At 64.9% G+C, this 19,400-nt stretch carries 17 protein-coding genes; 9 read left to right on the top strand and 8 right to left on the bottom strand.

Features of this window, described 5'->3' with window-relative positions:
- Positions 1-17: 17 nt before the first annotated feature.
- The 5 genes from GE253_RS10955 to GE253_RS10935 form a co-directional block, all read right to left on the bottom strand.
- Positions 18-1,667, bottom strand: coding sequence for a heparinase II/III family protein (locus GE253_RS10955; protein WP_153204171.1), 1,650 nt, complete (start codon positions 1,665-1,667; stop codon positions 18-20).
- An 8-nt stretch (positions 1,668-1,675) separates the two neighbouring features.
- Positions 1,676-2,359 carry a ribulose-phosphate 3-epimerase gene (gene rpe / locus GE253_RS10950; RefSeq protein ID WP_153204170.1) on the bottom strand — a complete coding sequence of 228 codons (684 nt, stop codon included), beginning with the start codon at positions 2,357-2,359 and terminating at the stop codon, positions 1,676-1,678.
- Positions 2,360-2,511: 152 nt separating this feature from the next.
- Positions 2,512-3,021 carry a PRC-barrel domain-containing protein gene (locus tag GE253_RS10945; protein ID WP_173012595.1) on the bottom strand — a complete coding sequence of 170 codons (510 nt, stop codon included), beginning with the start codon at positions 3,019-3,021 and terminating at the stop codon, positions 2,512-2,514.
- A gap of 134 nt (positions 3,022-3,155) precedes the next feature.
- Complete coding sequence (locus GE253_RS10940) at positions 3,156-5,831, bottom strand: HAMP domain-containing protein (protein ID WP_153204168.1); 2,676 nt, start codon at positions 5,829-5,831, stop codon at positions 3,156-3,158.
- 91 nt (positions 5,832-5,922) lie between these two features.
- A complete protein-coding gene (locus tag GE253_RS10935; protein WP_153204167.1) occupies positions 5,923-6,756 on the bottom strand; it encodes a folate-binding protein YgfZ in 834 nt (277 codons plus the stop codon).
- 261 nt (positions 6,757-7,017) lie between these two features.
- Between GE253_RS10935 and GE253_RS10930 the strand changes: the two genes are divergently transcribed.
- Positions 7,018-8,241, top strand: coding sequence for an O-antigen ligase family protein (locus GE253_RS10930; protein WP_173012594.1), 1,224 nt, complete (start codon positions 7,018-7,020; stop codon positions 8,239-8,241).
- A 7-nt stretch (positions 8,242-8,248) separates the two neighbouring features.
- Here the strand turns inward: GE253_RS10930 and GE253_RS10925 are convergent, their stop codons facing one another.
- Positions 8,249-9,244 carry an SPOR domain-containing protein gene (locus tag GE253_RS10925; protein WP_153204165.1) on the bottom strand — a complete coding sequence of 332 codons (996 nt, stop codon included), beginning with the start codon at positions 9,242-9,244 and terminating at the stop codon, positions 8,249-8,251.
- A 120-nt stretch (positions 9,245-9,364) separates the two neighbouring features.
- Here GE253_RS10925 and GE253_RS10920 point away from each other — a divergent pair, with 120 nt between their 5' ends.
- Positions 9,365-9,712: a hypothetical protein gene (locus GE253_RS10920; protein ID WP_089290071.1), complete on the top strand. Its 348-nt coding sequence runs from the start codon at positions 9,365-9,367 to the stop codon at positions 9,710-9,712.
- Between the two features lie 449 nt (positions 9,713-10,161).
- Complete coding sequence (locus tag GE253_RS10915) at positions 10,162-10,611, top strand: hypothetical protein (protein WP_153204164.1); 450 nt, start codon at positions 10,162-10,164, stop codon at positions 10,609-10,611.
- Positions 10,612-10,707: 96 nt separating this feature from the next.
- On the opposite strand, the gene GE253_RS10910 is transcribed toward GE253_RS10915, so the two are convergent.
- Positions 10,708-11,679, bottom strand: a complete 972-nt coding sequence (locus tag GE253_RS10910; RefSeq protein ID WP_173012593.1) for an autotransporter outer membrane beta-barrel domain-containing protein — start codon at positions 11,677-11,679, stop codon at positions 10,708-10,710.
- A 49-nt stretch (positions 11,680-11,728) separates the two neighbouring features.
- Here GE253_RS10910 and GE253_RS25815 point away from each other — a divergent pair, with 49 nt between their 5' ends.
- A complete protein-coding gene (locus GE253_RS25815; protein ID WP_173012592.1) occupies positions 11,729-11,893 on the top strand; it encodes a hypothetical protein in 165 nt (54 codons plus the stop codon).
- A 132-nt stretch (positions 11,894-12,025) separates the two neighbouring features.
- Positions 12,026-13,180 (top strand): helix-turn-helix transcriptional regulator, encoded by a 1,155-nt coding sequence (locus GE253_RS10905; protein WP_153204162.1) that lies wholly within the window; start codon positions 12,026-12,028, stop codon positions 13,178-13,180.
- 68 nt (positions 13,181-13,248) lie between these two features.
- Here GE253_RS10905 and GE253_RS10900 read toward each other — a convergent pair whose 3' ends face one another.
- Positions 13,249-14,910, bottom strand: coding sequence for an electron transfer flavoprotein-ubiquinone oxidoreductase (locus GE253_RS10900; RefSeq protein ID WP_153204161.1), 1,662 nt, complete (start codon positions 14,908-14,910; stop codon positions 13,249-13,251).
- Positions 14,911-15,066: 156 nt separating this feature from the next.
- Here GE253_RS10900 and GE253_RS10895 point away from each other — a divergent pair, with 156 nt between their 5' ends.
- From GE253_RS10895 to GE253_RS10880, 4 genes are all read left to right on the top strand, one after another.
- Positions 15,067-15,957, top strand: coding sequence for a uracil-DNA glycosylase (locus tag GE253_RS10895; protein WP_153204160.1), 891 nt, complete (start codon positions 15,067-15,069; stop codon positions 15,955-15,957).
- Positions 15,958-16,203: 246 nt separating this feature from the next.
- On the top strand, positions 16,204-16,815 hold the full coding sequence (locus tag GE253_RS10890) for a glutathione S-transferase family protein (protein ID WP_153204159.1): 612 nt from the start codon (positions 16,204-16,206) through the stop codon (positions 16,813-16,815).
- A 151-nt stretch (positions 16,816-16,966) separates the two neighbouring features.
- Positions 16,967-18,250 (top strand): D-alanyl-D-alanine carboxypeptidase, encoded by a 1,284-nt coding sequence (locus GE253_RS10885; protein WP_153204158.1) that lies wholly within the window; start codon positions 16,967-16,969, stop codon positions 18,248-18,250.
- Between the two features lie 77 nt (positions 18,251-18,327).
- On the top strand, positions 18,328-19,269 hold the full coding sequence (locus tag GE253_RS10880) for a CPBP family intramembrane glutamic endopeptidase (RefSeq protein WP_153204157.1): 942 nt from the start codon (positions 18,328-18,330) through the stop codon (positions 19,267-19,269).
- The last annotated feature ends 131 nt before the right edge of the window (positions 19,270-19,400 follow it).

Raw genomic sequence — 19,400 nt, 5'->3', positions numbered from 1 at the left:
CCGATCACATATCGGCGTCATGTCTCTGTATCGGTACCCTCACGGCGGAAGCCCCATTTCACCAGGGTTTCCCCATAATGGGTCACGCCGCGCAGCACGATCTGTTGGGTGGGGCGTGGATCGGTGCCCTGGCCCAGATAGATGCTGTCCTCCAGACCCACCTCTGCGCCGGACACGCGCAAGCGCCAGAGCGCGCCCGACGGCAGGCGCAGCATCAACCCCGCCTCCCCCTCCAGCCAGGCGGCCTTCACACCGGGGTGCAGGTGGAAGCGGGCGGCAAATTCACGGCCCTGCGGGCCGATCAGCGTATCCTGGCCCCGCAAATCCTCCCCCGTCTCCGCCAGATAGAGGCGGCGGCGATGGACCAGCCCGAACAGCTCCCGATAGCCATCATGCGAGGCTTCCACCAGGGTGCCGCCATTGGCCTCCGTCCGGTTGCATTCCACCCGCTGGGGCCGACGGGACAGGCCGCCTTCCTCCACCACGCCGGATGAATTGGTATCGGCCACACAGAGGGTGGAATGGGCCGCCGTGGCCGCCAAAGCGGCACGCCAAGCCCCCTGGTCGCCCGGATGCGCGCCGCAATTGACGATCATCCGTTCCCGCCCCACGCTCATCTCAAAGGACAGGGTGCCGGCATGGGCATGGTCGTCCAGGCCGGGGGCGGGGGGATATCCGGCATCAATGATCACGCAGGTGCGGTTGGCGGTCAGCCGTTCGAACCCGATATGGGGGGTGGATTTCAGGGGCCGACCCCGTGCATCCGCCTGCCCCAGCACGGTGTCGATCAACACCCCCTCCCCTTCCTGCGCACCGTTGAACAGCGACAGGCCGCCATCGCCATGGCGGAAGAAACGCAGGGTGGGGGTGATGCGATCAATGGCGTGCTGCAGCGCCTCTGGCACTTCGGTACGCGAGGCGCGGAAACAGCCGCGAATATCGATCAAATGACGCAGCACAGCCAGTTGCTGGGCCGGGGAATGTTCAATATGGCCACCATCGGGCAGCACCTGCCGCGGCAGTTCGCGCGTCAACAGTTCGATGGCGCGTTCCACCACGCGGCCCATGCCCTGCAGGCAGATACCACCATAGACCAGCCCCTTGATGGCCACCACCAGGGCGGCACCCTTCAGCCGACCGGGCAGGGTGCGTTCCAGAAAGCGCACCTGCCGGGCCATGCTGTCAAAAATGCTGGCGCGCAGATGGTCATCGGCACTGGCCAGGAAGAAATCATGCTGGCCGACCCAGGCGGCAAGGCGCGTGCCCGTTACATCGGGTGCCCAGGCCACCGGGTCCCATTTGCGGCCATAAAGGTCCAGCCAATGGGCCGCCAGCACGCGGGCCTGTCGCCGGGCGGCATCGCCCCCCGTGGCGCGCAGATGGCGCAGCCAGTCAAACCCATGCATTTCCGCCAGCCAGGGGGCGGACGCATCCGCCGCATCCCACGGCGGCAACTCACCGGAAAAGCTCTGCCCGGCGAAGCGGAAACGGTTGGACAGCAATTCCTGCCCGCGCTGCGCATCACCCGGCCAGGGGTCCGGCGGCACCAACAGCAACTGCATGGGCACCGGGCCGGACAAGGCCGTCATCTGATAGAATGTGGAGGCGCGATACCAGGCACCGGGCCCTGGCCGAAAACGCTTATGCTCGCCACCACTTGCTGTCATGGGCCGGGTCAGCCTTCGCCACGCAAGGCGCGCATATTGGCCCCATAGGCATCGGGCCCACCGACAAAGGTGGCCGTGCCGGCGACCAGCACATCGGCACCGGCTGCAATACATTGCTGGGCGGTGGCAACATTGACGCCGCCATCCACCTCAAGATCGATCACACGGCCACCCTGGCTTTCCGAGGTGGCATTGATGCGGCGGCGCAGTTCCTGAATCTTCGGCAATTGGGACGCGATGAAGCTCTGCCCGCCGAAACCTGGATTGACCGACATCACCAGGACCAGATCAATATCACCCAGCAGGTAATCCACCATGGAAATCGGCGTGTGCGGGTTCAGCACAATGCCGGGCTTCTTACCGAGCGAGCGGATCAGCTGCACCGTGCGGTGCGGATGCGGCCCTGCTTCCGGGTGGAAGCTGATGATATCGGCCCCGGCATCGGCGAATCCCTGGATGAATTGATCCACCGGGGAGATCATCAGATGCACGTCGAAGACCTTGGCCGTATGCGGCCGCAGCGCCTTCACCACGCCGGGTCCGATGGTAATGTTGGGCACGAAATGCCCGTCCATCACATCAATGTGGATATAATCGGCGCCGGCGGCGTCGATGGCGCGCACCTCTTCACCCAGCCGGGCGAAGTCGGCGGACAGGATCGAGGGGGCGATCTTGACAGGTTGCTGTTTCATGAACCCGGTTCCTACCGAAATCCCCCCCATCCGGCAAGACGGGTTCAGCGCATGATGGGCCGGTAGGGCACACATGGCGCGACGCCGGCGGCCCCAGAAGGGACCACCGGCGCCGTTTAACCACGGGAGAACAGCATCAGGAGGAGTGATGGTTACTGACCGGCGGAACCCGCATTCGGGGTAACCTGGGCACCGCCACGGCCCAACGACACGGTGTCGCGGTCATATTTGTAGCCATCCAGCCGCTCGACCTGGGCCTGGGTCAGATTGTTCACCTGGACCTTCTCGTTCCCGGCCAATACCTTGGCATCTTCGAACTTGACGGCGATATCCTTCTCGCCAATGCCCAGGAAGCCGCCGCTGGAGATGATCACCTGTTTGGCACTGCCGCTATTGGCATCCAGGATGACATCCTTCACCTCACCCAGCTTCTTGCCATCAGAGCCGATCACCGTGCGCCCCATCAGGGCCTCGGCAGAGGCGCGGGTTCCCCTGACGCCATCCGCCTTCTGGTCGTGTTTCGTGTCGTGACCCATCGGGTCAGTCACGGTGCGATCCGCTGCGGGTGCCGACTCGGTCCCCGTGGTTTGGGCCTGGGCGAAAGCGGCACCGGACCAAAGCAGAGCGACGGCCGAAGCGGCGCCGATAAGTTGCTTGCGCATGGTCGTATTCCTCTGTCCATTTTTCTCGTGGAACGGCGTCTTCGCCATATCCATGTAGAGAACAACGGCAGCGGCAGATAAACGGACCAAGCCTGTGTTGTGACCAATAGGGGCCGATTTCAGCCCCTTTTTCGTCACAGGCCGCTGGCCGCCCCCTTCAACTGATCGGCGATATGGGCCAGCCGGGCGGAAAGGTCGCGCGCAGCATTGGCACTGCTCGCCTCGTTCTGGCGGGAGGAGGAGCGCAGCATGTCGATGGCGCGCGACAGATCCACCGACAGCCCATCCAGCCGCAGCACACGCTCGCGCAGGTTCTGGGTCAGTTCCGACACGATGGACAGGTCGGTGCGCTCCCGCTGGCGGGTTTCGTCCAGCAATCCACGCACGCTGTCGGTGGTGCCATCCAGCCGGTCGCCCAGCCGGTCGATAGAGTCCAGCCGTGCCTTCAGCGCCTCGGCGATGGCCAGCAGGTCGGCATTTTCCCGCTCACGACCGGCATTGTCAGAGGCGGCGAGCGCGTGCAGCGCGTCGCTGGCCGCGTGCAGGCCGCCAGTCATGCCCTCCACCGCCTCAATCCGCTGGCGCAGGTCGGCCACCAGCCCCACGGCGGTTTCCACCGCAGTCTTTTCCCGGTTGTCGGCACTGGCGATCAGCGCATGGACCGCATCGATGGCGGCGCGCAGGCCAGAGGTCAGGTCGACCAAAGCCTGGGGCGTATTATCCTTGTCCCGCTGGGCATCCAGTTCCGCCGTCAGCGCCCTCAGGTCTTCCACCATGCGTTCCTGCTGGCTGACGGCACGGGTCAGGCCGGTGGCGGCCTGATGGGCCTCGGCCGACAGGGCACGGGTTTCGGCGCGCAGATCGCCCGCCACATCGCGCAGGCGGGCGGTGGCATCGTCCACCCCGCCGGTCAGGCTCTGGGCCAGACGCTGCGCTGTCTCCCCGATCTCCCCCACGCGGCCGGCAATCTGGGTGGCGCTGCCACGCAGGCGGGTCAGCAGATCGGCAATGGCCTCGTGCTGGCCCGGTTCCACCCGGCGGCGCTCAAACTCCATCTTCAGATCGTCGCTGGTCTTGCGCAGCCCCTCCACGGCGCGGGCCATGGCATCGGCCCGGTCGCCGATATCGCCCATCATGTCGCCGAAGCGGTTGCGGATATCGGTGAACTCGTCGGCCAGCGGCTCCATCTTGCGCTCGGCAATCTCCGCCGACAGTTGCAGGGTGGTGCGCGCCTCCTGCATCGATTCCAGGGCATTGTCCAGGCGGGCACCGATGTCGGCAGAGCGGTCATCCAGCAGGTCGGCGGCGCGGGTCATCTGCATCCCCGCATCCTCCAGCCGGGCACTGGCCTGGCTGGTGGTGTCATCCAGCCGCATGGTGGCGCTGCCCAAGGCCGCCACCATGGCCTTTTCACCATCCTCCATGGCCTCGGCCGCGCGTAGCAGGCGGCTGCCCGTCTGGTCGGCGGTATTGGCCAGCAGATCGCCCGACGCGCGCAGGATTTTCACCGCCGACAGCAGGCTGGCCTGGGTTTCCGCCATGGTCAGCGACAGGGTATGCGCGGCATCGCGCGCTTCCCCGCTGGCATGGCGCATGTCGCCATCGGTGAAGGACAGGGTGTCCAGCGTCTGGCTCACCGCCTCTTCCGTCCGGCTCAAGGTGGCGGCCAGGGCATCGGCATGGTTGCGCATTGCCTCAATCACCGCATCCAGCCCGCCGCTGCCGGCATCGGCGTCAAACGCCTTCACCTGGGCCACGGCATGGGCCAGAATCTCCGTTGCCTGGCGGATTTCGCGGTTGCTCTCGCTCACCGTGCGCACGGCGGCGGCGCAAAGCTGGTTCACCTGGCCCAGCGTATCGGTCAATTGATGCTTGGTATCGCCGACGATGCGGCCGACATCCTGGCCCAGCACGGCCAGGGTACCACCGGCCCCGCGCAGCCGCGCCGTCAGCGCCTCGAACAGATCGGCATATTCCCCTTCGAATTTCAGGCGCAGGCGGCCATCTTCCGTCGCCACGGAAATATCGGGGATTTCCTGGGCCTGTTTGCGGAACCCATCCAGCGCGCGGGCCAACTGGCCAAACTCATCCCCCCGCTCCTGCCCCCAGATGGGGGAACGCCAGTCGCCACGCGCCACCTGATCCACCGCATTGGTCAGGTCGTGCAGGGGGCGCCGCACCCGCACCGCCAGCAGGATCAGGAAAGCGACCAGCACGCCCGCCAGGGCCAGCACCGCCGCCACGCCCAGCCACAGGCCACGCTGCGCCGTTTCGCCCAGCCGGGTCAGTTCCAGCGTCTGCAAGCCGCGCCCGCGCGCCTCGATCCGGTCGGACAGAGCGGCATAGCGGGTGGTCAGGATCAGGGGCGTCGTCTGGCCCAGGGCGGTGGGGCCGCTATTGGCGGCATCCAGGCTGCGCCGGGCGCTCTCCACCAGCCGTTTCAGGTCGGCCGCCAGTTCCAGTTCCTGCGGGGTCAGCCGCTTGCCCTGCAACCCACGCAGGGCCTGATCGGCCGCTTCCAGGCTGGCGCGCATATCGGTGCGGGCATCGGCACTGCCGGTTTCGGCAAACTGCGCCAGGGCCCCCAGATAACCACCATAGCCCATGCGGGCCTGGAAATCGGCCAGCAGCCGGTTCTTGGCCAGCGCCTCGCCCGGTGTTTCCAGAGCCGCCGCATCGACGGAATATTGTGCCAGCTCATAGACGGCACCGGCGGTCAGCCCACCAACCAGCAGCACGGCCCCCAGCGAGATAGCGGTCGCGGTGCCGCGCAGCGACGATTGCCGCGATCCCCTGCCCCGCTCCATCATACCGACCCCCGTGCCCCGGATATTGCGTTGATGGCGCAGAGACTAACCAATTCTTGTGGCGGGTTCATCCTTTCTTGTGAACAGGTTTGGATCAGGCGGTGGCAAAGGCCGCCCAGGCCGGGGCACGGACGGCCAGAGACGCCTCTCCGCAGCTCAGCGCCCCGCCTTCGCGGATGGCTTCCAGCCGCAGCAAGGCCAGCGCCATGCCGTCCCGGCCGCTGCGTATCTCCCCCACCTCCTGCCCGTCGCGCCGGATCAGGCTGCCCGGCTCGGGCAATGGGCCGGTGACGGCCACCGGCACCAGCCGCTTTTTCACCAGCCCGCGATATTTGGTGCGTGCGGTCAGTTCCTGGCCGACATAGCAGCCCTTGTCCCAGGCCACGCCCTGCAGCTCGTCAAAGCCATTTTCCAGCAGGATGGATTTTTCCACCAGCAGATCTCGGCTGCCATCGGGCAGGCCCAGGGCAATACGGGCGCGGTCCCAATCGGCAAAATCACCCGTCGCCTGGATACCAATGGGCAGCAGCAGGCGGCTGCCCATCTCCGCCTGGCGCGGATCGGCAAAGGCCAATCCCGCCGCTCCCCCCTCACCAGCCTGCCTCAGCCGGGCGAATACGGCCAATTCCGCCGACAGGTCCGTCAGTTCCACCTTGGACCGCAGCTTGAACATTTTCAGCCGGCGCAGCAGATCATCCTTGCGCGCCGCCTCGCAATCCAGCAGCAACCGGTCGCCCGCATCGATGATGAAAAACTCATGCAGGAACTTGCCCTGCGCCGTCAGCAGGGCGGCCCAGATGGCGCGGCCGGGCGCCAGCTTGCTGACATCATTGCTGACCAGCCCCTGCAGGAAGGCGACGCGGTCGTCGCCACCGACGGCGATCACAGTACGGGCGGGCAAGGCGATCAAGGGGGCGGTGCTGGACATGGGCGGCAAACCGGCAGCGGTTGGAACGGATAATGGTTGCCACAGCATATAGTCACGCCACCCCCCTCCCGCCTAGGGCGGATCGCAGGCAGACTCAACCGGGAGCCATCTGGGTTTGACGAAACGCGGGGGGGCTCCAGGGGGCGGCAAGATGCGCCATGCTTGGTTTCGGTCCCTGGCGCGTTTATGAAGGCGACGTGGCCCTGGTGCCTTGCGGGCCGCATCACATTCCTTCCTGTCAAAGGCGATGCGGAACAGACCATGACGCAGCATCCAGGCGCTCCCCAGCCGGCAGCCGCCTTCGGCCCCTTCGGGCTTCTTATCCTGTTTGTCAGTGTGCTGATGCTGGGGCTGCTGCTGCCCTTGGCAGCCCTGGGGGCGGCCCCTGGCTATCTGATTCTGGCCTTTATCGGCGGGGGCCTATGGCTCTGGCGGGAACGGCGTTTGCCGCTCCTGCCCTGGGCTTTGCTGCTACCGCTGCTGGCCTTCATCCTTTATGGCCGGGTCAGCGTGTCCTGGTCGCTGGCACCCAAGGATGCGCGCGATCTGACGGCGACCTTCCTTTATGAATTTCTGCCCGGATTCCTGCTGTTTCCGGCACTGGCCATGCTGCCGGCGGAAACGGCACGCCGGATCGCCCGCTGGCTGATCCCGGCGGCGCTGGTCGGCATTGCCCTGCTGGCCGTAGAAATCCTGTTCGATCAGCCGATCCAGCGCCTGTTCAGCGAACCCAAGCTGCCGGTCGATCTGGTGCGGCCGGTCAACCGCTCGGCCCTGCTGATCGCCTTCATGGCGGGGCCGATGGCGTTGATGCTGTGGCGACTGGGCAAGGGCTGGCTGGGGTTGGGCTGGATGGTGGGGGTGCTGCTGCTGGTCGGTGTCAGCACCAGCCAGTCGGCCGCTGCTGCCCTGTTGGCGATGATCCCGCTGATCCTGCTGGCCTGGCGCTTTCCGCGCCTGGTGGCGGGGCTGACGGGGCTCGCCATCGTCGCCGGGTTGATCTTCTGCGCCCCCATCGCGCAATGGATGTTCAATAACGGACTGGCCCATGCCCACTGGATGCCGGAAAGCTTCCAGCATCGCATCATGATCTGGAACTTTGCCGCCGAGCATCTGCCCCAGCGACCCTGGCAGGGCTTCGGGCTGGACAGCTCCCGCGCCATCCCCGGCGGCAATGATGGCTTCATCGGCACGCTGGGTTGGCGGAAGCTGCCGCTGCATCCGCATAATTTTTTCCTGCAGGTGCGGTTGGAACTGGGCTGGATCGGTGCGGCGCTCACCGGCTGGCTGATGCTGTCGGTGCTGCCGCTGCTGGTGCGGTTGCGCAGCGCCGATACCCGCGCTGTGGCGCTGTCGCTTTATGCAAGCTGCATCTTCGCCCAGTGCTTTGCCTATGGGGCGTGGCAGACCTGGGCGATCTGCGGGATGCTGTTTGGCTTTTTCCTGATCATGCTGGCCGACAGGATGCCGCCACGGCCAGCGTGATGCGCTTTCAATCCGCGCCCAGGCGGCGGGTCAGGCAATCCGCCCCCGCCGCCTTCAGCTTGGCACAGAAAGCCGTCGCACCCGCCTTGTCAAAGCCACCCAGCAACACGCGGGTATAGCGGCCCTTGCCAGCCACATCGGCGTCCCGCAGCAGGGGTGTGCGGCCGGCCAGCAGGTCGGCATGGCGTCTGGACAGACCGGCCCAGTGTTTTTCTGCCTCACCCCGGCTGGGCAGAGAACCGACCTGCACCGCCCAATCCTGGCCGGCGGCGGGTGGCGGGGGCAATGGCGCGGGCGTCGGAGCCACCGCCACGGCCGGCGGCGGCGGTGGCGGTGCCTGCACGGCGACAGGGGCCTCTGTTGCTGCCAGCTCCGGCGGTTTTGGCGGTGGTGCCATTTCCCGAACAAGGGGGGCGGCGCTCTTCGGCGATTTGGGCATCTGGCCGGAGGCCAGCATGGCGTTGGCGGCAGAGGCCTGCTCCGGCGTGGCCCGGGCGGCGATTTCAGCTGCCAGCTTCACAGCAGCCACCAGATTCTTCCCCGCCGCCCGCCGCGCCCAGTAAAGCGCGCTGATAATATCCTTCTCCGTGCCCAGACCAAAATAGAGCAGCGTGGCCAAGTTATTCTGCGCGTGCATATCGTCAGCCTCTGCCGCCGGGTGCAGCCAGTGCAGGGCCTGTTCATAATCGGCAGGTACATCCTGGCCATAGGCATAGATGGCACCCAAGGCGCTCATCGCTGCCACATGGCCACCCTCGGCCGCGCGGCGCATCAACTTCAAGGCCGCCTTGGCATCCTTGGGCGCGCCGCGCCCCTGCAACTGCATCTCACCAGCCAGATAAAGTGCTGTCAGGTCACCCTTGTCGCCGGCTTTGACGAATTCCTTGAAAGCCTGATCATATTTGCCAGCGGCAAAGGCCGCCCGTCCCTGCGCCATGTCGGCATGGGCAGGGCTGCTCAGCAGCGCCAGAACAAGTGCTAGGGGAATGACCGGTCGAAACATGGGCACCAAAGTGTGGCAGGGGATGTTCTCTATTACCCCACATGGCGATGCTTGACGATGGCGGATAAACGGGCTTCAACGGTCGCAGAGAATTCCAATCCGTTATCAGAGATTGCCCGCATGGCCACGCCCAAGAAAAACCCGCTGAACCTGAATGCTTTGCAGTTGAAGACCCTGACCCTGTTCCAGGCCCTGGCGGAGTTTGAGGATATTGCCCGCCCCATCGGCGATGGCGCGATTGAGGTGCTGGAACTGCCCTTCACCGCCCATGGCAATCATTTCCATCTCGGCCCCTGGCTGGTCTTCGCCCAGGACGCCACCGGCCTGCGCAACCCGGCCCCGTGGGCCGTGCTGGAGCGCAAGGGCCTGATCGTCGGCAGCTTCCCCGTCAGCGTGGTCGTAACCCGCGCCGGCCTGGATTATGAAACCGGGATGCGCCGCCAGATCCTGCAGGGGTCGGATCACTGAGACCAAGTTGCGACCAGCGCCGCGCGGCCCGTGCCGCGTGATGCCAAGCCGTTGGCATGTTGGCGCCGGCGGTCGCCGGCCTGCAACCCGCCTAAAGGTCAACCTTTAGGCGGGTTGGTATTAGCGTGGAAAACAAGCGTCAAGCGTCGTCGCCGAGACGGCGTCGATTGGAAACTGCTGGACATAACAGCGGCAAAAGAGCCACATTATTATGCACGGCGGATGCTATCCGCCTGCCATCGAGTTCAAGAATATCGGTTGCAGCATCATGACAAAGTTACATATCCCCGCCCGCCACACAGCATGAACTGTTTATCAGATCAGGGAAGTTTCAGAGGGGCGACGCGGAAAGCCGCTGATGACTCTCTGTCATTTCCCTTCAGGATTGACGAACAACATCCCCGAGCGCGTGTCTGGTCACGGTTACTGCCTGCTGCAAATCGTCTGCGGTGGCGGACTGTTTCGGGAGCGGCGGGATTTCAGGCGCCAACAGGGCATTCAGCGATGATCGCGGAGCAACGGCCATCGAATATCTGATCGAACAGGCGCACGGCCTGACACGCTCCGCCCTGGTCTCGTTGGAAACAGATGGGGGAGCATCGGCACTGCGGGCCGAAATGGCGCGCAGCTTCAATACACTCATCACCCAGATCGACCGGATGAAGATCGACCGGGAGACCTGCTGCCAAATCACCGGCGGCATCGGTCCGGCCCTGCGCCGGGCGGAAAATAGCTGGCGGGAGCGGGAGGATGTGGAAATCGCCCGTCACCAGCTGGATATCGCCCGGCGCTGGACACGCAATGTCCGGCTTGGGGCTGGTCTGGTGGATATGACGGCGGCCGACGCGGCCGATGGGGTGGTGCGCCCCTCGCAACAGGATCTGTTGAACCTGTTCTGATCCCCCGCCATTGGCACCCTCTGCTGACAGGCCCGAACCGTCGCCGGTCCGGGCCGCTCACCACCAGCAGGCGCCACGCCGAAGCGGGTATCCGCTTTAGAACCGCCAGGAAAGCCCCGCGCTGACCATATGCGCTTCATCCCCACGGAGTTGCCTGCTGTAACGCACGGACAAGACGGCATTGTCACCGATGGCCAGCGACAGTTCGGGTGCCAGCATCAGCCGGTCACGGGGGCCGTCGCCGACAAACAGCTGCAGCGGGCGCGGCGCATTGTCGATGAAGGAAGCCCTTGTGGCGGTGCCCGGTCGGTCCAGATTGCGGATATAGGCAGCCTCCATTTGGCCCGAAAGACGCAGACCGGGTGCCAGCTCGACCGGATGGAACCCCAGCGTCAGTCCCGCCGCCGCCGTCCAGTCGCTGCGCTTCATCCGGTCGATCTTGATCGCCGGGCCGCTGGCAGCGGTTTCAGCATAGGATTTCACCCGCACCTCATCCAGGGCGACGCCCAGGGCCGGTTCCAGGAACAGGGCGTCCAGATCGGCGTGCCAGGCGGCCTTGAAGGCGAAGCTGTTGCTTTCACCCTTGCCGTCACCCTGAGGGGCCGGCACCGCGCCGGTGCGGGAGACGCCATCCAGATCGAACCAGGCATGTCCCAGGCGGGAGGAAAGCCGTAAAGCACCAATCGTGTTCGCCACCTGCAGGCTGGCGGCCGTCCCCGAGAGATCAAAGCCGCCGCCCGCCCGGAACCGCGCGCTGCCTTCCACGGGTCCAGCACCCAGCGCCAGCCGCCAGCCATCGCCGTCGGCATAGGTAAGGCCAGCCACCGCCGCCTTGACGGTCTGTCGTGCCAGATCACCTTGCGTACCGGCGTCACGCCGTCGCCACCCTCCATCGGCGAACAGGCCAAATCCGGCGCGCCTTCCGTCATTGCCCGCCAGCCCGGATGCCCCCAGGGCGGCCGTCAATTGTCCGACATCCACGCCAATATCACTCCGCCGCGCCGCCCGCTGGTTCACCCCCACCGGCACCGCCGCCAGCGGTGCCGCGGAAAGGGACGGGCGGCCCATCAGCACGGCCCTCGGCGTCCCTTGCCCATCCGAGATGGGGGATGGGGAGATGTCCGCCGCCCTGACCGGCAATGCCAGCATCATCAGGGCGACACCACAGGCCAGCGTCACCGGAACGTTAGGAAGAGAATTGGCGGAAGCATGGACAGGCTTGCAGCAGGTCATGATCTCGATCTTCGGTCAGTGGGGAATGGCCGTCCCAGCGCTGCGCTGAGGCCGGCGACCGGGATTTCCTGCGCCATGGCGGGGTGTGCCGTCGTCCGATCCTGTAGGCCCGGACGCCCCGCACCCTATGATTTGACGGCTTCACAGCCACCCCTTATCTTGCCGCCGGCAAGGGGGAGACATGCAGCCAATCCAGATTGCCAATGCCGGCCTGTCGCTGCTGATTGCTGCACAGGCCCTGTTCCTGTTACCCGTCCTGTTGGGGCGGCCGGAAAGACGCAGCGGCACGAACCGTTGGCTGGCAGCCCTGCTGGGTGTTTTCGCCCTGAACAACATGCTGGATATTTTTGGCACCCTGAGCGGGGTGGAGGACTATCCGGCGATGACGGCCGTCAGTGTGGTTTTGATCGCGCTGATGGGGCCGCTGGCCTTGCGCCATATCGAGACGGCATTGCCCGGCAGGTGTCCGGAACGGCCGCTCCGGACCTGGGCGCCGGTGCTGCTGATGGCCTTGCTGATCATGCCCTGGCTGTTCCTGACCAAGGCAGAGATGGATCGTGCCGCAACCGCCGACGTCACAGTTACGCCGCTGCTGCTGGCCAGCGGGATCGGCGTGATGCTGTGCCTGCCGCTGCTGGTCGGCCATCTTGGCCTGTGCCTGTGGCGGGCCGTGCAGGTCACGCGGCAGGCCGCCGCCGCCGCCACAGGGCTGGATGCCGCCCGGCTGGCCTGGCTTTCCCTGCTGACACGGGGGATTCTAGGCATGTGGGCGGTATTTGTCTGCTCCCTGGTGCTGACCCTGTTGGGGCTGGAACAGGTGGTGGAGCTGCTGGCGAATGTCGCCTATCTGGTCGTGATCTATGGCTTGTCCATTCTGGCCCTGGGTCGGCCGGAGGTTTTTACCCCGCCCCGGGAGGCGGGGGAGAAGGTAATGGCCTTCCTGGCCGCCCCGGTGGCCAAGTACCGTAAATCCGCCCTGACGCCGGACGATATCGCCCGCCTGCTGGGCAAGGCTGACCATGCCATGGGCCAGCGGGCGCTGTGGCGGGAAAGCGGCCTGACCCTGCCGGTCCTGGCACGCCATATCGGTGCCAGCGTCAACGACCTGTCCCAGGCCCTGAACGAGGGCCGGCAGGTGAACTTCTTCGATTATGTCAATGGCTTCCGGGTAGAGGCTGTGAAACAGGCGCTCAGCGATCCCGGCATGGCCGGGCGGCCCGTGCTGGATCTGGCACTGGATGCAGGCTTCAACAGCAAGTCAGCCTTCAATGCCGCCTTCAAGAAATTGACCGGCCAGACCCCTAGCGCCTACCGGGCGGCCACCGCGCCGGGCTGAGGTGGCGGTCACCGCCTCAGCCTAAAAAAAACCGCCGACGGTCTGGCCGTCGGCGGAGCGGATGCACATCACATGTTCGGATAGTTCGGACCCCCGCCGCCTTCCGGCACGGTCCAGACGATATTCTGCGTCGGATCCTTGATGTCGCAGGTCTTGCAGTGCACGCAGTTCTGCGCGTTGATCACAAAGCGCGGATTGTTGCCGTCATCATCGCGCACCACCTCATAGACGCCGGCCGGGCAGTAACGCTGCGCCGGTTCGTCATAGAGCGGCAGATTATGGCTGATCGGCACCGTCGGGTCTTTCAGCTTCAGGTGCGCCGGCTGATTTTCCTCGTGATTGGTGTTGGAGATGAACACCGAGGACAACCGGTCGAAGCTGATCACCCCATCAGGCTTGGGATATTTGATCTTCCGCGCGGTAGAGGCCGGCACCAGGCTTTCATGATCGGCCTTCGTATGATGCAGCGTATAGGGCAGCAGCTTGCCCAGACCCAGATCATGCAGCCACATCTGGATGCCGCCATGCAGATTGCCCAGCAACAGCCCGGCCTTCAGGCCCGGCTTGACGTTGCGCACCTTGTAAAGGTCTTCATAGACCCAGCTCTGCTTCCAGGCGCGTTCGTAATTATCCAGCTTGTCGCCGGCCCCGGCACCCGCCGCCAACCGCTCAAACGCGGCCTCGGCGGCCAGCATCCCGGTCTTCATGGCATTATGGGTGCCCTTGATGCGGGGCACATTGACGAAACCCGCCGAACAGCCGATCAGCGCCCCGCCGGGGAAGCTGAGCGCCGGTACGGACTGCAAGCCGCCTTCATTGATGGCACGCGCGCCATAGGACAGGCGCTTGCCGCCTTCCAGATACTTCTTGATGAACGGGTGCTGCTTGAAGCGCTGGAATTCCTCAAACGGCGACAGATGCGGGTTCTTGTAATCCAGGTTGACCACGAAGCCGATGGAAACCTGATTATCTTCCAGATGGTACATCCAGGAACCGCCGGCGGTGCTGCTGTCCAGCGGCCAGCCCTGGGTGTGCATCACCAGGCCCTGTTGATGCTTTTCCGGGTCGATCTGCCAGAGTTCCTTGATGCCGATGCCGTATTTCTGCACATCGCAATCGGCCCGCAGATTGAACTTCTCCATCAGCAGCTTGGAGAGATTGCCGCGCACCCCTTCAGCAAAGAAGGTGTATTTGCCGTGCAGTTCCATGCCCGGCGTATAGTTGTGCGTATGCTCGCCATCCTTGCCGATGCCCATGTCGCCGGTGGCGACACCCTTGACGGAGCCGTCCTCATTATACAGCACCTCAGCGGCGGCGAAGCCGGGATAGATTTCTACCCCCAGCTCTTCGGCCTGGCCCGCCAGCCAGCGGCACAGGTTGCCCAGGCTGATGGCGTAATTGCCGTCATTATGCATCAGCGGCGGCAGCAGGAAGTTGGGCACGCGGATGCCGCCCTTGTCCGACAGCACATAGAACCGGTCGTCGGTGACGGGGGTGTTCAGCGGCGCCCCCTTCTCCTGCCAGTCGGGGATCAGCTCCGTCAGGGCCTTGGGGTCGATGACATTGCCCGACAGAATGTGGGCACCGACCTCCGAGCCTTTTTCCAGCACGCAGACGCTGACCTCCTGGCCCTTTTCAGCCGCAAGCTGCTTCAGCCGGATCGCGGCGGAGAGGCCCGAAGGCCCCGCACCGACGATCACGACATCATATTCCATCGATTCGCGTTCCATTCCCTGCCCATTCCCACGCTGGATGTCGCCAAGCGAACCGGCGTGGCCCACTGACGGGGCCTGAGGGGGACCGGAAGCTGGCTGACTGCCGGCCTTGATCGATGGGCCGGCGTTTCGTGGCTGTAACACAGCATAGGCCGGTGGTAGGGTCAAACCATGAATGCCTTGCTCGATACCATCGCCGCCCTTCGATTCCAGTTGGATGCCGGGGTGGATGAGGCCATTGGCGACGAGCCGATGGATTGGTCCGCGCTGTCGACGCGGGCGCGAAACGTGGCGCCAGTAACGTTAACCGGTGCCCCGCCCCCTGCCGCCCCACGCCCGACTGGCGCCGCCAGTATGGCCCCCCCGCGACAATATGCGCAGGTAACAACCCAGACCCCACTACAAGGCAGTGATCCCGGCCCCTTGGGGGCGGCGGAGGCAGGGCAATCCGCCCGCCTTGCCGCATCCGCCGCCCAGGATCTGGACGCGTTGAAAGAGGCGCTGGCCGCGTTCGAGGGTTGCGCGCTGAAAAAGACGGCCACCCATCTGGTCTTCGGCATGGGCAGCCGGCAGGCCCGCATCATGCTGGTGGGGGAGGCGCCGGGGGAAAATGAAGACCGCCAGGGCCTGCCCTTTGTCGGCCCGGCCGGCAAGCTGCTGGACCTGATGCTGGGCGCCATCGGGCTGGACCGGCTGGCCGATGATCCTGCCAAAGCGGTCTATATCACCAACATGCTGCCCTGGCGCCCGCCCGGCAACCGCAGCCCCACCGACGGGGAAATCGCCGCCTGCCTGCCCTTCATGGCCCGGCATATTGAGCTGATGTCCCCGGATATCCTGATCTTTGCCGGCGGCATCAGCGCCAAGGCCATGCTTTCCCGGACGGAGGGCATTACCCGCCTGCGCGGCCGCTGGTTTGATTATCACAGCCCCGGCTTGGCAAAGCCGGTGCCGTCCATGCCGATGCTGCACCCGGCATATCTGCTGCGCAACCCCGCCGCCAAGCGGGAAGCCTGGAAGGATCTGCTGGCCTTGCGGCTGCGGCTGGAAGGGAAGGGATAAGGGGCGACATTTGATTTATTCGGCCCGGCCGGAGCCAGACGCTTTGGCGCGAGGGGCTGGCTTAGCAAGCTTGCCCCCTTGTCATCCACCCGTCTCTACCGTCACCCCGGCCTACGCCGGGGTGACGGTGGTGAAAGGGGCACAGACGACGGAAAATTCGACAAGCCAGTGTCATTGGGAAAATATCAACGCCGAAACCTAAGAGAGGTGGCGGGTACACCGCCATCCACACCCCAGGGAGGCCCCATGAAGCTGTATGACGATGCCATCGCCCCAACACCCCGGCGGGTGCGGATGTTCCTGGCGGAGAAGGGCGTGGATATCCCGATTGTGCCGGTCACCATCGGCAAGGGGGAGCATCTGGCGGAGACCTATGCCGCCCGCGTGCCCAGCCGCCGGGTGCCGGCGCTGGAACTGGATGACGGCACGGTGATCAGCGAAAGTGTCGCCATCTGCCGTTACATCGAACAGCTTTACCCGGAACCCAACCTGTTCGGCAGCAGCCCGCTGGAACAGGCACGGGTGGAAATGTGGCAGCGGCGGATGGAATTCGAACTGCTGTTGCCCTTTGCCAATGCCTTTCGCCATTCCCATCCCAAAATGGCCGCCCTGGAAAATCAGGTGCCGGCCTATGCGGCGGCGCAGAAGCAATTGGCGGAACAGCGGCTGACCATGTTGGAGGGCGATCTGGCCCGCCATCCCTTCATCGCTGGGGACAAATTCAGCATCGCCGACATAACCGCCTTCACCACCCTGGCCTTCTTCCCCCGGCTGGTCGGGATTGCCATTGATGACCGGGTGCCCCAGGTCAAACAATGGTTCGACCGCATCGCCGCCCGTCCCAGTGCTGCCGCCTGACATTCCGAAGTATGTCGAAAGTGTAGGTTTGGTAAAAGGACAAGAAAGTGACCGGTGCGAAGGCAATTTCTTAAGGGATTGACGCTAGACATTGATTAACTTCGCATTTACGGTGCCTCCAGACGATGCGGGCAGGCAGGGGAGAGGGCGCATGAATTTCGGAACATCGGCCAAGCGAACGATGGCGCGCCCCTCAACACGCACCGGCCTGCTGGCCCTGGTGCTGACCGGCCTGCTGTCGCTGGGCGTCCCGGCCTCAGCCCTGGCGAAATATGCCTCCATCATCATCGATGCCCGGTCGGGTGAGGTGCTGCATGAAGCCGGCGCGGATACGCGCAACTTCCCCGCCAGCCTGACCAAGATGATGACCTTGCACATGGTCTTCGATGCGCTGGATGCCGGCAAGCTGCGGCTGAACCAGCCGATGACCGTCTCTGCCCATTCCGCCAGCATGGCCCCGTCCAAGCTGGGCCTGCGCCCCGGTGACACCATCACCGTGGAACAATGCGTGCTGGCGCTGGTGACCAAATCCGCCAATGATTGTGCGGCCACGGTGGCCGAAACCATCGGCGGGACAGAGACGAATTTCGCCCGCATGATGACCGACCGCGCCCGCCAGATCGGCATGACGCGCACCACCTTCCGCAACGCGTCGGGCCTGCCCAATGCCGGCCAGCTTTCCACCGCGCGTGATATGGCCCGGCTGGCACAAAGCCTGATCTATGATCACGCCAAATATTACAATTACTTCAGCACCACCAGCTTCAGCTATAAGGGTGCGACCCATGGCAACCATAACCGGTTGATGGCCCGCTATCCCGGTATGGATGGGCTGAAGACCGGCTTTATCAATGCCTCGGGCTTCAACCTCACCGCCTCGGCCACCCGCAATGGCCGCCGGCTGATCGGTGTGGTGTTCGGCGGGCAGACGGCAGCATGGCGCGACAACCATATGGCCGATCTGCTGGACGAAGCCTTTGAAGGCAAGAAGAGCGCGCCGATGCTGGTGGCCGCCAACCAATCCAAGCCGCCCAAGGGTAAGCAGCCGAAGGAAAAGGTGCCGGAACGCAGCATGGTTGCCACCGTCGCCAGCGAGATTGTCAGCGGGGCGGAAGAAATCGCCCTGCCGCGCAAGGCCGTGGCCGCCACGCCGGTGGCCGCCGCCCTGCCCCGGCCCACTGCCAATGGCCGCTGGTCCATCCAGGTCGGCGCCTTCAATGACAAGCAGGCAAGCCAGCGCGCCGTCAGCCACGCCACCCAGCAGGCCGGCACGCTGCTGGACAGCGCCACCCCGCATGTGATGGAAGTCAGCACTGCCAAGGGTACCATCTATCGCGCCCGCTTGACCGGCCTGGATGAAAAGACCGCACGCCGCGCCTGCAGCCAGTTGGCCAAGAAGGGGCAGAACTGCCTGACGGTACCGCCGTCGGCTTGATCAGCTTGCGCCAATCATCAAGCAAAGTTAGATCGTAAGGGCGTCGTGATTGCGGCGCCCTTTTCGCGTGGGAGCCTATGCAGCACCAGAACAGCACCCGGCCACGATTGTCCCCACCCGCCGAACCACCGGTGCCGGTGCATCTGTTGGGCGTGGCGCGTGGGGATGGGTTTCGCCCCTATCTGGCCGGCTTTGTGGCGCTGATGATTCTGGTGGTGCTGGGTGGCTATGCCGCCATCACCCTGTCTGACCTGTTTGCCACCTTCACCGGGGTGGATCGCCACAGCCCGTTATTACGCAACCTGCGCAATCTGCTGGCGCTGGGTTGCGCCATCCTGTTCATGCAATGGGTGCTGGGTTGGCAGGGGCGCGACCTGATGAGCGTCATCGCCCCCGGACGGCGGCTGGATGGCGGCGTGTTCCTGCGCTCGGCCGCCACCTATGCCGCCGCCTTCGCGCCCATCATCCTGATCTCGGCCTATTACGGCCAGATCAACGTCGGCTCCCTCTCACTCTCCCTGCTGCTGATGCTGCCGGTGTTGGCGGTGCTGTTCATCTTCCAGGCCTCAGCGGAAGAGATCGTCTTCCGCGGCTATATGGCCCAGGGGCTGCAGGTGCTGCTGGGCAATGCGGCGCTGGCGGCCCTGCCGGTAGCCATCTTCTTTCTTGTGCTGCATGACAGCGGCGGCTGGAATGTGGGATGGGAGCAGAAGGCGATGTTCCTGGCCATGTCGCTGGGCCTCTCCTACCTCACCTGGCACACCGGGCGGCTGGAAGCCGCCATGGGGGTGCATTTCGCCCATAATCTGCTGGTCACCCTGTTCCTGGCCCGGCCGCAGAGCGGCCTGCCCTCTGTCAGCGGCTTCGAAGAAACGGTCGGCTTCCAGCCGCCAGACCCCGACCGGCTGCTGGGCGTGCTGCTGATGCAGGGGGCCGTGGCCTCCAGCTATTGGTTTCTTGGCCTGTTCAGCGGGTTTGTCGAGCAGGGCTGGCGCGGGGGTGAAGGGCGGGAGGGATAGGCCCACTTGCGCAGGACCGGCGCACGATGTAACCTATAGGGCGCAATTGAGCCTATTTTATCGCGCAGGTTCAGGTGAGCGACGACGATAGCCGCTATCAGGAATTTCTGCGGTGCCACCCCGCCACCCCG

The sequence above is a fragment of the Niveispirillum sp. SYP-B3756 genome, from assembly GCF_009495745.1.
In the GTDB taxonomy this organism is placed as follows: domain Bacteria; phylum Pseudomonadota; class Alphaproteobacteria; order Azospirillales; family Azospirillaceae; genus Niveispirillum.
The sequence above is the reverse complement of the archived record's forward strand: the minus strand, read 5'-3'. Positions and strand labels throughout refer to the sequence as shown.